Source organism: Wolbachia endosymbiont of Aedes aegypti (assembly GCF_021496215.1).
GTDB classification, from domain to species: Bacteria; Pseudomonadota; Alphaproteobacteria; order Rickettsiales; family Anaplasmataceae; genus Wolbachia; species Wolbachia pipientis.
Map to the genome: position 1 here is coordinate 1050895 of NZ_CP090902.1, position 15185 is coordinate 1066079.

General features: G+C 34.6%; 17 protein-coding genes and 1 pseudogene. 11 read left to right on the forward strand and 7 right to left on the reverse strand.

Annotated elements, in window-relative coordinates; translation table 11 throughout:
* Positions 1-305: 305 nt before the first annotated feature.
* Entirely contained in the window at positions 306-953 is a 648-nt protein-coding gene (locus L0Z58_RS05405) for a heme exporter protein CcmB (RefSeq protein ID WP_010963039.1), read from the reverse strand.
* A 106-nt stretch (positions 954-1059) separates the two neighbouring features.
* On the opposite strand from L0Z58_RS05405, the gene L0Z58_RS05410 reads away from it, so the two are divergent.
* Both L0Z58_RS05410 and L0Z58_RS05415 read left to right on the forward strand, forming a co-directional pair.
* Positions 1060-1452: a TraR/DksA family transcriptional regulator gene (locus tag L0Z58_RS05410; RefSeq protein ID WP_010963040.1), complete on the forward strand. Its 393-nt coding sequence runs from the start codon at positions 1060-1062 to the stop codon at positions 1450-1452.
* A gap of 296 nt (positions 1453-1748) precedes the next feature.
* Positions 1749-2892, forward strand: a pseudogene (locus tag L0Z58_RS05415) (transposase).
* A 9-nt stretch (positions 2893-2901) separates the two neighbouring features.
* On the opposite strand, the gene L0Z58_RS05420 reads toward L0Z58_RS05415, so the two are convergent.
* Positions 2902-3111: a hypothetical protein gene (locus tag L0Z58_RS05420; protein WP_010081834.1), complete on the reverse strand. Its 210-nt coding sequence runs from the start codon at positions 3109-3111 to the stop codon at positions 2902-2904.
* A gap of 131 nt (positions 3112-3242) precedes the next feature.
* On the opposite strand from L0Z58_RS05420, the gene der reads away from it, so the two are divergent.
* The 6 genes from der (at position 3243) to L0Z58_RS05450 (ending at position 7767) form a co-directional block, all read left to right on the forward strand.
* On the forward strand, positions 3243-4568 hold the full coding sequence (gene der, locus L0Z58_RS05425) for a ribosome biogenesis GTPase Der (protein WP_010963041.1): 1326 nt from the start codon (positions 3243-3245) through the stop codon (positions 4566-4568).
* Positions 4565-5086 (forward strand): disulfide bond formation protein B, encoded by a 522-nt coding sequence (locus L0Z58_RS05430; RefSeq protein WP_010963042.1) that lies wholly within the window; start codon positions 4565-4567, stop codon positions 5084-5086. Before der ends, L0Z58_RS05430 begins: the two co-directional genes overlap by 4 nt.
* Positions 5061-5603, forward strand: a complete 543-nt coding sequence (locus tag L0Z58_RS05435) for a demethoxyubiquinone hydroxylase family protein (protein WP_006279362.1) — start codon at positions 5061-5063, stop codon at positions 5601-5603. Before L0Z58_RS05430 ends, L0Z58_RS05435 begins: the two co-directional genes overlap by 26 nt.
* Positions 5604-5984: 381 nt before the next feature.
* Complete coding sequence (locus tag L0Z58_RS05440; RefSeq protein WP_186802321.1) at positions 5985-6125, forward strand: hypothetical protein; 141 nt, start codon at positions 5985-5987, stop codon at positions 6123-6125.
* A 58-nt stretch (positions 6126-6183) separates the two neighbouring features.
* Complete coding sequence (mraY, locus tag L0Z58_RS05445) at positions 6184-7164, forward strand: phospho-N-acetylmuramoyl-pentapeptide-transferase (RefSeq protein WP_010963043.1); 981 nt, start codon at positions 6184-6186, stop codon at positions 7162-7164.
* A gap of 6 nt (positions 7165-7170) precedes the next feature.
* Positions 7171-7767, forward strand: a complete 597-nt coding sequence (locus tag L0Z58_RS05450) for a ribonuclease HII (RefSeq protein ID WP_010082329.1) — start codon at positions 7171-7173, stop codon at positions 7765-7767.
* A gap of 3 nt (positions 7768-7770) precedes the next feature.
* Here the strand turns inward: L0Z58_RS05450 and virB9 are convergent, their stop codons facing one another.
* The 3 genes from virB9 to L0Z58_RS05465 all read right to left on the reverse strand — a co-directional run bounded on the left by virB9 (position 7771) and on the right by L0Z58_RS05465 (position 9511).
* Positions 7771-8553, reverse strand: a complete 783-nt coding sequence (gene virB9, locus L0Z58_RS05455; protein ID WP_010082330.1) for a P-type conjugative transfer protein VirB9 — start codon at positions 8551-8553, stop codon at positions 7771-7773.
* A gap of 185 nt (positions 8554-8738) precedes the next feature.
* Positions 8739-9194, reverse strand: a complete 456-nt coding sequence (mlaD, locus tag L0Z58_RS05460; protein ID WP_010082331.1) for an outer membrane lipid asymmetry maintenance protein MlaD — start codon at positions 9192-9194, stop codon at positions 8739-8741.
* Positions 9195-9196: 2 nt separating this feature from the next.
* The gene (locus tag L0Z58_RS05465; RefSeq protein WP_007548590.1) at positions 9197-9511 is read right to left on the reverse strand and encodes an NADH-ubiquinone oxidoreductase subunit NDUFA12 family protein; all 315 of its coding nucleotides are present in this window, start codon (positions 9509-9511) and stop codon (positions 9197-9199) included.
* Between the two features lie 64 nt (positions 9512-9575).
* On the opposite strand from L0Z58_RS05465, the gene L0Z58_RS05470 reads away from it, so the two are divergent.
* Genes L0Z58_RS05470 through purF form a run of 3 tightly spaced genes read left to right on the forward strand, consistent with a single transcriptional unit; the run spans position 9576 to position 13610 of the window.
* Positions 9576-11042, forward strand: coding sequence for a proton-conducting transporter transmembrane domain-containing protein (locus L0Z58_RS05470; RefSeq protein ID WP_010963044.1), 1467 nt, complete (start codon positions 9576-9578; stop codon positions 11040-11042).
* 53 nt (positions 11043-11095) lie between these two features.
* Positions 11096-12199, forward strand: coding sequence for a rod shape-determining protein RodA (gene rodA, locus L0Z58_RS05475; RefSeq protein ID WP_010963045.1), 1104 nt, complete (start codon positions 11096-11098; stop codon positions 12197-12199).
* Positions 12200-12224: 25 nt separating this feature from the next.
* Positions 12225-13610, forward strand: coding sequence for an amidophosphoribosyltransferase (gene purF, locus L0Z58_RS05480; RefSeq protein ID WP_010082377.1), 1386 nt, complete (start codon positions 12225-12227; stop codon positions 13608-13610).
* Here purF and L0Z58_RS05485 read toward each other — a convergent pair.
* A complete protein-coding gene (locus L0Z58_RS05485; RefSeq protein ID WP_038199418.1) occupies positions 13592-14131 on the reverse strand; it encodes a DNA-3-methyladenine glycosylase in 540 nt (179 codons plus the stop codon). The genes purF and L0Z58_RS05485 overlap by 19 nt on opposite strands.
* A 60-nt stretch (positions 14132-14191) precedes the next feature.
* Entirely contained in the window at positions 14192-15109 is a 918-nt protein-coding gene (locus L0Z58_RS05490) for a hypothetical protein (RefSeq protein WP_022626411.1), read from the reverse strand.
* Positions 15110-15185: the final 76 nt, after the last annotated feature.

Below are 15185 nucleotides of genomic sequence, written 5' to 3' on the forward strand. Positions count from 1 at the left end.
GCTGCGAATCGTCATACCGCCGCGGCGCTAACACGTAGCGGGATGATGAGGCTTATCGTCATGCCACCGCGAACCGTCATACCGTCACGGTATCTCTTAGCCGCTAACAAGTAGCGGGATGACGGTTGTCAGGTTAGCTGTTATCCCAGTTTTTGACACTGGGATGACAACGAAGGGCTACTTGGATGACAGGGAAGGATGCTGGAATGAAGGTTTTTCAAATTGTCGATAAACCTAAATCTATAATAACTATTTGCCTTTTTTCTAGGTTATGCAAGAAGTCTACTGAATAACAGTAAGATTTTTCAATCCTGTTCCACAGCAAATTTTAGTGCCATGTGAGTAGTTATGGTGCTGTTAACAATCAAAATAACAAAAACTAAGATGGTGATTAGTAGTGTATAAATATTCAAGGATAAATTTTCAAATTGAGTTAGCATTTTAAAATACACAAAGGTTGGCATTATCATTGGCAAAACAAGAATTTGCGATACTCCTGATGCTAAGTTGTTTTGACCAATCATCAATGCATTTCCAGTAGCTGAAATATTAGTGATTATCAGCGTATTAAATAATAAAGACACTCCAACTGCTATTGAGTGTTCAATACTATTGCCTAGAATTGCAAAGCTGAATATGGAAGAAATTACTGAAATCGGTAACCCAAATAATAACCAGTGAGCGAAAATTTTATAAGCAACTATAAGCCTAGAAGAGAGTGGCTGTACAAAGATTTGCTCTAATATTCCATCATGATAATCAGATGTAAACAAATTATTTGTAGAAATCTGCAAAACAAATGTAGCACATATCCATGTTAATGTTAACATAACTTCTTGTTTATTGTTGTTTTTAAGTGTAAATGAAGATAAACTTAACATTATGATAAAAATACATACTATATAGGTAAAGTTCTTATCATCTATTACTAATTTTTTTACTGAGTCGATCATACTAGGCTTTTAAATGTTTATTATAAATTATAGTGTTTACTTTGAGGTAGTATAATTTTTTGTTCATAAATTATATAGGTTTTATTATTTTTTTGATAATGCAATTATGGAAAAGTTACCAAAAATAAAGTCACCAGAAGATTACACTCCTTCAGAAGATGAAGAATATATGAGCGTAAAACAACTGGAATACTTCAGCTTAAAGTTACAATCAATACTCGCTGAGTTAGAGAAACAAGAACTAGAAGATAATAGTATTGATACATACTATTCTGATGAAGATAGTGGAAACGAGGAATTAATCAAGCGTCGAAAAGATAGAAAAGAAAAAATTAAGGAGGCGTTAGAAAAAATAAAATTAGGCACTTATGGTTACTGCGATGGAACAGGAGAAGAAATAGGAGTCGAAAGACTTAAAGCTAATCCGCTTGCTATATATTGTATTGAAGAGCAAGAGAGAGTAGAAAAAGAAAAGAACGTGTACAACATTAACGATTAATTTACACATAAGTGGTGAGCCCATTGGACTTCAAGAGGAGCAAGAGGCGCTGAAGTATGTTATGCTATAAAGAAAGTGGAAAATTGGACATTCTCAACTTGACTCCTGCAGATTAAAAATTAAGTTGTATCCGTTCAGGCAATGGCGTCAACTTAAGGAAAAATATCAGCGATAGTATATAAAATTTCTCTCTAAATTTTTTATCATTAAATTATCCAAAGAGTGCAAGGGACAGCACTTTTGTTTCTATTTTATTGCAACAAAAAAGTTTAAAATGTGTCTTTTTTAGGTGAGGCATGCAAAAAGGAAAAGATCTTATCTTACAAATTAAAAATGCAATATACTCGAAAACTTTTCAGAAAATCCATTGTGTTGAGTTTTACACGAACAAGAAAACTTCCTTTTTCGACAGTATTTTCTATGATTTTAAAGTTAGTTAAAAAAAGTTTGGGAATAGAATGTGAACTTATGGAGCCATTGACATGTACCCTCAAAGCAAGCTTTTTCTAAAGCAAGGTATAAGATTTGCCATACAGGCTTTCAAGAATCTAAGCATCCAAACAGCCTATCAGGATGAACCTGAGTTGGAGAGGCTATAGACTTATTGCAGCAGATGGTTCTGGTATGAGATTACCCAGCTCTGGGGAAATTGTATCCGAGTTTGAACCAAATGGAACAACAGGCACCATTGGCAATTTGTTTGTTGATTTGTGTACTTCGCTGATTTGCAGTGCTCGTCTTGCAGCTTGGAATATAGGTGAACAAACGTTGGCGGCAGAGCAATTACCCGAAGTTATCACTCAAATGCGTTTATTAAATCAAGAGAAATTATTATTTATCTATGATCGTCTTCAGTAAAATTCATTCAGCAGCATTATAATTTGGAAGTAGATTTTATTTTTCGCTTGCAAAAAAGAAATTATAGTAAGCTATGGGAACGCTGGCGAATTAGATTTTGATTTTATATTAGAAAATGAAAAGCTAAAAAATAAAATGAAAGGACAGAAAGTAAGAGTTATAGTGCTGACATTAGCCAACTGAGAAACAGAGTTTTTGACCGAGACTTTGGAGCAAAGCTTATGTGTTAAGGTGGCACATAGAGGAGTGCTATAAACGACTCAAAGTAGGAGCAGAGTTAGAGAATTTTTCTGGAGAGGCTGTATTACAAGAATTTTGGGCAAACTTGGTCATGTGCAATATATTATCGCTTCATATATGTGATGCACAAGGGCCTTGGAACCCAGATCAAATTACTGAGTATCGTTTAAATTTTTCAGTTTTATTTAGTGTAATGAGACAGAAACTCTATCAGGTACTTATTGCGCCAAAAAACTTTCAAGCCCTTTTTAAGTATACGCGCTAAAGTTAAAATCCGACCGGGACAGCCGCAATAAAGTAGATAAGCCTAAACGCCATCATGTCTTTAGGAGAGTTTGCTAATGAAAGCTCTTAAGTTGACGCCATTGGCTGTTCCGATTCGTTATATGACATAAGAGCATCATATATTTCATGCAATGTATTTGAGATGTTTTTTTCCATATGTTGATTAATATGCCCATATATTGTCGTCTCTTCCGAATACTCTGTATCTTTATGTATATGATTTTGTTGCTTTAATTCTTCTCTATCTACACTCTCTATTTGCTCTGACACTAGCATAACTACCCCATATTTTACATAACGAAATAAAAAAATTCTAACTGTAGTATGCTTATATAATCTACGAAGTCAATAGTTAAATTGAAAAGTTTCGGTTATAATTTACTTCATATAGAACATGCCCTTGAATTATGCTAAAAATCGCCATAGTAGGCCTACCAAATGCTGGAAAATCGACCCTATTCAACAGATTAGTAGGAAGAAAAGCAGCAGTAGTGAGTAACATTCCAGGAGTGACAAGGGATAGGCGAGAGGGAATGGGGAGAATTAGCGATTTGGAGTTTAAAGTTATAGATACAGGAGGATGGAACGACCAAACTAATTTTTCACTACAAGTTATTGAACAAATCGAATTTTCTTTATCCAATTCAAACATAATTTTCTTTCTTGTTGATGCAAAAGTGCAAAATGAGCGAAATGAAGAGTTTGCAAAGTGGCTGAAGAGAAAAATAAATAAACCTGTAATACTAGTAGCAAATAAATGCGAGAGTCATAAATCCGAAAATGTTGATTATTTGCAGTTTTTTGATTTTCTTGGCCCGGTGTATATCTCTGCCGAGCATAATCTTGGCATGGTTGATCTTTATGATGCATTAGCTGGTGTTATTGAAAATTTTAACGAGAACACTGAGTTACCTAACAATGAACTGAGTAGGCTGAGGATCGCGATCATCGGCCGTCCGAATGTTGGAAAATCAACTTTTTTAAATGGTTTACTTGCAGAAAACAGACTAATAACAAGTTCAGAGCCAGGTACCACACGTGATTCTGTGGATATTACATATGATCATGATGGAGAGTTAATTACTCTAATTGACACTGCCGGAATCCGCAGAAAGGCGAATGTTGTAGATGGCTTAGAATCAAGATTTGTTGAGAAAAGCATGGAATCAATCAAGCGCTCTCATGTGGTAGTTTTAATGCTAGACTCCCTAGTTGGTATTGAGCAGCAGGATTTATCAATTGGTGAAGCTGCAATTAAGGGAGGGAAAGGGATTATTGTTGTTTTAAATAAGTGGGATTTAATAGGTAAGGATGACAGAAGCAGGTTAATAAAATTTGTCAAACAACAGGAAGTAACCAGGTTATTCTTGGAAGTGCCAACTATAACAATTTCTGCGTTAAAAGGCATGCGCTGCGGTGATGTGATAGATAAGTGTCTTGAAGTGAGTGAATCCTTGAACAAGAAGATCAGCACTGCAAAACTGAATAAGTGGCTCATAGATGCTGTAGGAAAACATTCTCACCCTCTTGTAAAAGGCAAAGCAGTTAAAATGAAGTATATCGCTCAAATTGGTACTAAACCTCCAGCTTTTTCTTTGATATGTAACATACCTGAAAGTGTTGATGAAAGTTACAAACGCTATTTAATTAACGATCTCAGAAAAAATTTCTTTGCAGACGGTGTGCCAGTTAGATTGCTTTTGAAAAAAAATAAAAATCCCTATGTAAAATGAATACTCTGCTTTATACTTTCAGGGATAATTTACTTAAAGTTATGTGTAATAATTCCAGAATTCCTGCAATCTTTCTGCTGTCGAGTGCCGCTGCTCTAATTTTTGCATATGTGCTAGAATATTTTTTCAACATGCTGCCATGCAAGTTATGTACATACGAGCGAATAGTTTACTATATCGCTGGATTACTTGCAGTAGCGTGCATGCTTAAAGACAACAAAATTCTAATCTATGCAATGTTTTGCAGCTACCTCATAGGTGCAGTAATATCTTTTTATCATATAGGTCTTGAACTTCACTTATTTCATGATGTTTTAGGTTGTACAGAGCAAGCAAGTAGTAACGTTAGTATAGAAGAGCTCAGAAATAATCTACTAAATCCTAATTACTCTCCATCTTGTGACAGACCTCATTACGTTCTAGGTGTTTCCTTAGCAACATGGAATCTAATTTATCTCATAGTAGCTCTGTTCGTATCAGGTAAGGTGTATTGTGGAGAAAGAAAGAAATCTAAATAATTTAAGGTACAGCAACAATCAGTTCTTGCAACAGGCAATTAGAGTAGATCACGCTGGAGAATATGGAGCTATTTGCATTTATTCTGGTCAAAAATTTATTCTTAAGAAATCTTCTATAATCAATGAAATAATTGAAATGGAAGAGCAGGAAAAAAAGCATTTTCACTATTTTAATGAGAAAATCAAAGAGCAAAAAGTTCGTCCTACTGTTTTGTTGCCTGTTTGGCGTGTTTTAGGAGTGTCGCTTGGCGTTGCAACTGCCATTATGGGCAAAAAAGCTGCTATGGCTTGCACTGCTGCAGTTGAAGAAGTTATCGGGGAGCACTACAAAGAGCAAGTTTCACATTTAGAAGATGGGGAATTAAGAGAAACTATAAGTAAATTTCGCGACGAGGAGTTAGAGCACAAAGATATTGCAATTCAGCACAATGCTGAAAGCGCATTTGGCTACAACATTTTATCATCATTCATAAAAACAGGCTGCAAAACTGCTATTTACTTGTCTAAGTTAATTTAACTAAGCAGCTTTCTTAAAGTGTTTTAAATGTTCTGATAACAACAGAAACCAGGAAGGAATTCAAGTGTAACAATTATTTTATAACTATATTTACATATCACCATTATTAATAAATAATTAGTATTTGTAAATTAAATACATCTAAAGTATAGACTGCAAAGGAGGCAAAAGTGCGTTTTAATTTAGAAGAGGGAAATGCTCTTATGTAATACCTGCCACAGGTTCACAACTGTACGAACATTCATTTTTGAAGGTAAATTGCACAGCAAATGGTGTCATTCCAGTCTGGAATCCAGAAATTTTGCTTATAACTGAGCTGATAAGCTAAAGGTAATTGTCTTACACTAAAACAAACGTTTTTAATTAAGTTGCATAGAACCAGTGTCTGGGCACTGGGATGACACCCCACTGGTGGTCCAAACTACAACGTTCGTACAGTTGTGGATTCCAGACTGGGATGACACCCTACTGATGGGCCCAAATCACAATGTTCGTACAGTTGTGGGTCAGGCTATAGGATGACAGAAGTTGACTTTATTAGCTATAGGTGGTATGACACTTAGTCAATTTAAGTAAGCAGATGATCTTAGCTACAAAAGTATTTTTTACCTCATTTGTTTTTGGGTTTATTCTTTTTCCCTATTTTATAAAGCTTCTAAAAAAAATAAGCAAAGATGGGCAACCAATTAGATCATGTGGACCAGAAAGTCATTTAATAACAAAAAAGAATGTACCACCTATGGGCGGAATAATAATACTGATTTCTTCTTTATTACCAATTTTACTCTGGGCTCAGTTAACACCAGAAATTTTGCTGCTGATATTGATAACTCTATTTTTTGCTCTACTTGGATTTATTGATGATTATTTAAAATTGAAGACAAATCACTATCGAGGTTTAAGTGCAAAAACCAAAATACTTATTCAGTTTATTGTTGCTCTGGTTGGTGTGTTTATACTTAAGCTATACTCTGCTGAATGTTTTACAAAAACGTCCCTATTTAAAGGAGTAATAATAGATTTTGGCTATCTATATGTTCCGTTTGCTGCGTTTGTAATTGTCGGCTCTTCTAATGCTGTGAATCTCACAGATGGTTTGGATGGCCTTGCTGCAACTCAAGTTATCACTTCCTTTGCTTTTTTGGGGCTAATTGCATATATAACTCAGGCAGATATGAATATTACTTTATTCTGCATTGCATTTATAGGAGCTATTCTAAGTTTCTTGTGGTTTAACACACATCCAGCAAAAATATTTATGGGTGATGTTGGTAGCTTGTCGGTAGGTGCGGCTTTAGGGTTAACTAGTGTCCTAATTAAAAGAGAAATGCTTTTTGCCATTATTGGAATAATCTTTGTAATAGAGACTCTATCTGTTATTATTCAGATATCATATTTTAAATATACAAAGTTTAAATATGGAGAAGGAAAAAGAGTTTTTCTTATGGCACCAATACATCATCACTTTGAGAAGAAGAGATGGTCAGAAAATGTAATCGTTATGAAATTTTGGATAATTTCTATTATCTGTTCAGTTTTTACTATAACTTTCTTATTATAAAAACCTATGAAATACCCAGACTTTACATTAGAAAATAAATTATCAGGAGTGATAGCAGGAGTGGATGAAGTTGGAAGAGGTCCGCTAGCTGGTCCAGTAATATCCGCAGCCGTAGTGTTTATTGATAGAAATACAATTATTGATGGAATCAACGACTCGAAAAAGTTGACTCCTCAATGTAGGCAAGTCCTATATGAAAAAATAACATCCGTTGCAAAATTTGGTATAGGAATGGCAAGCGTAGAAGAAATAAATTCATACAATATCTTGCAAGCAACAAAGCTTTCAATGAAACGTGCGTTGATAGACTTGGACCTAGAATTAGATTATGTACTAGTTGATGGTAATCAACCACCTGAAGTGAAATGGCAAGTGAAATCCATAGTAAATGGTGATAATTTGAGTACATCAATTGCAGCAGCTTCAATCGTTGCAAAAGTTACGAGAGATCGGCTTATGCAAGAATTGCATAATAAGCATCCTGAATATAATTGGTATAAAAATAAAGGATATGGGACAAAAGAGCACCTTAACGCTATTGGCCTTTATGGAATTACAGAACATCATAGAAAAAATTTTGCACCCATATCTCGGGCATTATAGCCTTTACCCTTTTTTGAAAGGTATGGTTTCATTAAATAGGCAAACTGTACTCGATCCATTCCTTAAGGTAAACACTGAACTTACCCTTTCGATTATCAGGTAGTTATCAACTGTACGGAAATTTACTAAAGACTCATATCCTGCAGAATCAACCATAAAAACTGCCGGAAAATCAGAGTTTATTTTATTGAATTGTAGATATGTAAATTTTCCGTCATCAAAAACCTTAATTGGTATTATTGACTGACTACCTTTGACGTGCGAGATGGAATAATTAAAATTTAATCCCTTCTTTACAACTTCAATATCATTGATATCAGGAATAATGGTATGACTAGCTTGTTCGAAGATATCACCGTTATTTGTTGTGTAAATCTCATCACTGCTAAATAGTGGATAAAGAAACCTTACTTCATATGCTAATCTTGGATCATCTAGTCCAGTTGCTTCTTCAGCATGAAGTTCAAAGTAATAAACTCTTTTATTGGTAATTATAGTTGCATTAGTATCGGCAATATCATCTATAGGCTTAATAAACAATCTATTACCTTGAGGAAGGAGTTGCCAACCAGTTGAATCACCCATTGAAAGGTTTTGTATTACCTCCCCTGGTTCAAACAATATACTGGACTGATAACCATAAAAACCCGTATACTTATGTATAGCTTGTGGGTTATAATTTATCACCTTTATGTGATTATCTCCAGCTATTGAACGTGGCTCCTGTTTTGCAAGTGCATCACTACCACAGAGGAACAACAGTACGGCAAACAGTAAACCAATCATAATATCAAAATAAATTAATTTTCATTTTATCATTGATAGACATGCACTGCAACTATTAAGGCACTTTCTATACTATAAACCCCAAAGCAAGCGGTAGAAAAGGCAAGAAATAAGGCAAACTCCTTAAATACTTTAGAACTACAGGAGGCTTTACCTGAACGGATATACTTGGAATCCTGCCATTTTCACTTTGTAAACATACCAAGAATTCTGTCCATTATTCCACCCATATTTGCTTCAGCTTGAGTATACTCTATTTTACCACCATGCAAGATTAGTTTAATATCTGATCCAGGTGATATATTAACAAATTTACTGCCAACAACTCCACTGCTAGTGATCAGAGCTGAACTATCAATTGGCAATTTTATGTCTTTGCTTATACACATATCGATTCGTGCTACGTAGGTAGCTTTGTCAAGTGATACACCAGTTATGCTTCCAACATCTACACCAGAGATCTTGACACTATCACCAACTCCTATACCGTTAGCGTTAGCAAAAAGACCATATATTTTATTGCAATCCTTATAGTTTTTCTTTATGTAAGATAGCTTATCAATAGCAAAGAAAATCAGAAAAATAGTGAAAATTAATACAAATAATCCAGCGGTTATTTCAAGTATATTTGACCTTCGCATCTTTAGTTATCAGGACTCCAGCTTTTATAGTAATTTTTCACTTTTTGGTTTGGATAGTATGCATCTTTTGTACCCGTTAAATTAGGAGTATGTTTTACTTTTCTTTTTTTATTATTAACTGGTACTACATTATCAGTATAGTGAAGCCATATATGCCATTCCGGAGGCACTGTTGTAGGCTCAGAGACACTGCTATACATAACCCACCTTTTTCCTTTACTTGATTCATAGTAAGAATTTCCATTTTCATCTCTTCCTACAAATTTATCTTCTCTTCGTAATAGGCGTTTTATTGCGTTACAAATTTTAGATAACATAAGGGTATTAAAACAAAAAGTATTATATATACTAATACTTTAACGATATATTAACAACAATTTAATGCAATTACCAATCTTACAAGTTATTATACCAATAATTGCATCAATGTTTTGCTTTCTTGCCAAGAAACACAAGGTATCTTGGTTTATTTCTTTTATTGCAACAACAATCACTCTTATCATTTCATCAATACTACTCATTAAAACATATAAAGGTGAAATTATAACTTATCACCTTGGAAATTGGGCTCCTCCGTATGGAATAGAGTTAAGAATCGACGTGTTAAACTCCTTGATTCTAACTTTGGTGAATTTTATAGCGCTGATTAGCGTGCTTTATAGCTTTTATATTAACGAAAAAGAAATTAGCAAAAACAAAATCACTGGTTTTTACTCTCTATTTCTACTGTGCTTAAGCGGACTGCTCGGGATTCTAGTAACAAACGACATATTTAACCTTTACGTTTTCTTGGAAATTTCATCTCTTTCTTCTTATGTATTAGTTTCAATGGGAAGGGATAAAAAAGCCTTGGTTGCAGCATTTGAATATCTAATTAGTGGAACAATAGGCGCAACATTTTATTTATTTGGCATCGGGCTCTTGTATTCAATGACTGGAACGCTCAATATGTCTGACATGGCTGAAAGAATAGTTCCATTACACGATAACAACATCATAAAACTTGGCACGTTGTTCATTTTTATTGGTCTCTCAATCAAAATGGCACTGTTTCCATTAAGCAGGTGGCTGGTTAATGCATATAGTGAGGCGCCAAGTTTCATTAGCATATTCTTTTCAGGCACAGTGGCAAAAGTGATGATATATGTTTTCATCAGAATCTTTTATACTGTTTTTCATCAAAATTTCTTCTTATTTAAACCATCACTAAGCAACGTGATAATTATCCTCGCACTTTGCGCTGTTATATTTGGGTCGATATTTGCAATAACCGCAAAAGACATAAAAAGACTGCTTGCTCACTCTAGTATTAGCCAAATTGGTTATATAATTTTAGCACTGAGTTTTAACTCAAAAACAGGTGTATTTGCAGCAATTCTTCACATAGTAAACCACAGCATAATAAAAACATCTTTATTTATGGCTGCAGGATGTATTTCTTACAAATTTGATACAACAAAAATAGAGAATTTATCGGGACTCAAGAAATCAATGCCTTATACAGCACTTGCGTTCACTCTACTCAGTTTAGCATTAATCGGTGTGCCTTTAACAAATGGCTTTGTAAGCAAGTGGTATATAATGAAAGCAATTATCGAATCTCATGCGTGGATTTCCCTTGTAACATTTGCTGCTGGCTCTTTCCTTGCATTGATATATATGTGGAAGATGGTAGAGAAAATGTATTTTGAAAATGATGCAACGTCACGCACTGGAATGACACCGGACAAAATTAATGATGTGCCATTTCCTATGCTTTTCTGTCTATTGTTTATGGCAGTTTTAACAGTAGTAACTGGAATATATAGCACTCCAATTCGGTTAGTAGTTGAGAAGTTGGTTTTTTGATTTTTATCTTTGTTTCATATTTTACTATACTTTAAAGTTATAAGGTCTTTATTGTGGATAGACTGAAGAAGATTCATTGGTTGTTAGTCATTAACGTGATAGCGCTGTTTTGCGTTGGCATTGTTGTTCAATACTCTTCTGCTGGAGGAAAGTGGGTGCCATTTGCGATTCACCAACTGGTCATATTCTCCTTCTTTTTCCTACTTGCTATAGCTATGTCATTCATAGAGCTAGATTTTTATTTGAAGCACGCCTACTTTTTTTATGTAGCAGCAGTGATTTCGCTATTAGTAGTGAATTTTTTTGGCTCACACATAATGGGTGCAACAAGGTGGATAAGAATTGGATCAATTAGTTTGCAACCATCAGAATTTGCAAAAGTAGGCTTAATACTTGCGCTTGCTCGCTATTTTGATAAGCAGAGTGTATATAAAATGATGGAATTTAAAAGATTGCTTAAGGCACTTATAATTATTTTCTTACCCGTGTTCTTGGTGTTAAAGCAACCTAATTTAGGCACAGCTGTGATAATGTTATTTATAGGGATATCAATTATATTCACAGCAATAATAAAAAGATCTCATTCGGTAATATGTGGAACGCTTGGCATTTTTGCAGTACCGGCTATTTGGCCTTTTTTACGTCCTTATCACAAGCAAAGGATATTGTCGTTTTTGGATTCATCAGTGGATCCACTTGGAATAGGTTATAATGCGCAGCAATCTCAGATAGCTATTGGTTCAGGAGGTTTGCTTGGTAAGGGCTTTGTTAACGGAAGTCAAACTCAACTTGGATTTTTGCCGGAGAAACGTACAGATTTTGCTTTTGCAGTGCTGAGTGAGGAATGGGGATTTTTAGGTAGCATGGCTTTAATTTTGCTTTATACCTCATTACTTGGCATAATTTTCTCTATCGCTTATAGGTCGAAAAATTATTTTTCTAAGTCGATATCTATCGGCATTTTCGCCTTTTTTAGTGCTCATTTCTTTATAAACATCGGAATGACAATGGGCCTCTTACCTGTGATAGGCGACCCATTGCCATTTCTGTCCTATGGAGGAAGTACAACTGCTGCAAGCTTAATATGCATAGGATTATTGCTGGCAATAAAAGCAGATGAACAACAAAATGCTTGTATTTTACCTATGCTAAAGTAAAATTAAATTTTACTTAATAGTTTTTATGCTAGATGAAATGCGTGAGGAATGTGGGGTATTTGGCATAAGTTGCAACCAAAGTGCTGCTTTTAACTCTATACTTGCTCTCCACGCTTTGCAGCATAGAGGTCAAGAGTCTTTTGGCGTAGTAACCAGTAACAACGATAAGCTGCACTCTTATCACTTTCAAGGTCAAGTGAGCAGCGTATTTGATGATATAGATGAAATAAAGAAATCCTTACCTGGAGATTGTGCAATAGGTCATGTTCGATACTCAACAAGTGGTAATAAGTTTGGAGTGCAGCCCATGTTTAGCAAAAGTGGCAAATTTGGGGATTTCGCCATAGCACATAATGGTAATTTAATTAATATTTCTCCGATACGCGAACAATTGATTAAACAAGAGTGCGTTTTTCAGTCAGATATTGATACAGAAGTAGTAGTGCATCTGACAGCAAGCGGTGAAAAAGATAGCTTTTTAGAGAGTTTTATATATGCATTAAAGCAAATACAAGGTGCTTATTCTTTTGTTGCAATCAATCAAGAAGTAGTTATTGGAGTACGTGATTCATCTGGAATCAGGCCTCTTGTTTTAGGAAAGTTAAACGGTTCTTACGTTCTTGCATCTGAAACTTGTGCTCTTGATATAATAAATGCAGAGTTTGTTAGAGAAATAGAACCAGGCGAATTAGTTACCATCAGTTCGGGTAGTAAGCTAGCCTCAATGTTTCCTTTCCCACAGCAAAAATCAAGTTTTTGTATTTTTGAATACGTTTATTTTTCAAGACCAGACAGCATAATGGAGAATAGGTCTATATACGATACAAGAAAAGAAATAGGAAGAATACTTGCAGAAGAGAGCCCACCAAAAAACAATGTAGATATGGTTGTACCAATACCTGATTCTGGAATACCTGCAGCTATTGGATATGCAAAGCATTCAGGATTACCTATGGAACTGGGAATAATTCGTAATCATTACATAGGAAGAACTTTTATACAACCAACCGCTGAAGTACGTAAAGTTAGAATAAAATTAAAATTCAATGCTAATAAGCACACTTTGAAAGGTAAAAACATAATTTTAATAGATGATAGTATAGTGCGTGGTAGTACGTTAACAAATATAATAGTTATGCTAAAGGATGCAGGAGTAAAAGAGATTCACCTCAAAATTTCAAGCCCACCAATTAAGCATTCTTGTTTTTATGGAATAGATACGCCAGAGTGCAAAGATTTAATTGCTGCAAATAAATCTGTAGAGGAAATTAAGGAAGTTATAGGAGTAGATAGCCTAGCCTTCTTGAGTATTGATGGATTATATCAGGCTGTTAAAGGAGAAGTGCGTAACAATGCTACACCACAATATTGTGATGCTTGTTTCACTGGTGATTATCCAATTGGCAAATAGTCTACGCAAGATCTTAAGTTTTTAAACCGCCAAAATTTCTCTTGGCCTTTACTAATTCCGATTCTCGGAGTGCACACATAATCTGGTTTGAGGTGAGATTCATAAACACAAAATTCGTGGCTTATAGTAAGGTCCTGTTTGTTATGTTCTTTTGTAATATTTAATCTTTTACACAATATTCCTGGCCCACCTAAATTTGCCTCAAGCGGTTCAATGAGCTTTAATCCCCGTATTAACACTGCTGCTGGGAACCCTTCTGCTTCTGTTACAATATTTAAACAGTAATACATTCCATATATAAAGTACACATATGAAAACCCCGGCATACCAAACATTACTGAGGTTCGGTTAGTATAACCCTTAGCTGCATGACAAGCTGGGTCACTCATTCCTATATAGGCTTCAACTTCGGTTATTATTCCACTAAAGTTAGAAAATTTCAGCATCTTTCCTAGTAACTCCCCGGCTACAACCAAAGTTGGCCGCTCGTAGAAATTTCTTGGTAGTATTGTGTTGCTCATCATAAAAGTATAAGTTACTTGCAGATGCAAGCAACTTATACTGAATTTTCACTACTTTACCTATTTTGAAGCAGCAGGAGCTTGATGCTTTTGTGATGCGCCGCTCAAGTCTTCTACATTTGTTGAATGCTGCTCCAAAAATTTTACTTCTTCAGAGCTTTGTTGTAATTGTGTTTGTGGCAATTGTGATGCTAACACTTCATGTAAAGGCTTTGCTTCATATTGCCTTCCTACTTTTACTTCTTTATGTGCAGCTAATTGCTCCATAGTAACACCATTACCCTCAATAAGTTCTACGGAGCCATTATCATGAATATTAATTTTAATATTACATTCTTTTCCTTGAGCATTCCACTTTAAAGTCATTTGATATGACCCATTAGCTACTTCATAAATTCTTGTTCCATGTTCATCAACCCGGCAAAGTAGCTCCCTTGCTTTACTTTGAGGTAGCAATAATGTAATTGCTTTCACGCCATATTGTTTACACAAATCGTTATTTAGAATGTCACTCATGCTTATTTCTTTTGTATTACTACCTATCGCAATTCTTACGGCAGGCTCAATAATATTATCTTCATTTTTGCTTTCTTTAAGTTTTATAAATTCTATATCATTATTTTCTATATTTTTAGATATCTCTTCTTTAATTTGTTCAGCAATTTTGCCTATAATGTTCTTACCACCATATTTATTCTCATCCCGAGCAGTATATGTACATATACCATTACTATCCTTATGAATATAAGGTTTTGGTTTCTTTTTATTAGTGGTATTAGTAGAAGTGTTGTTCTGCATTATAAAGAACTCATTCCATTCTTCTGCATTATTAAGAGTGACGTATTTAGGTACGTTCTCATCTAGTGTTGATTTAGGTACATTTTTAGTATCCGAAATCGAATTATTATCAGAAGGACTGATATTTAGATTAGAAGAAGTTTCAATGAAAGATACAGTTTCAGTGCTATTAGTTAACATATATGCCTCCATTATTTTTAATATATAAATGTTAGCATATAGATACCACGCCAATTAGTCAATATAAATTATGATG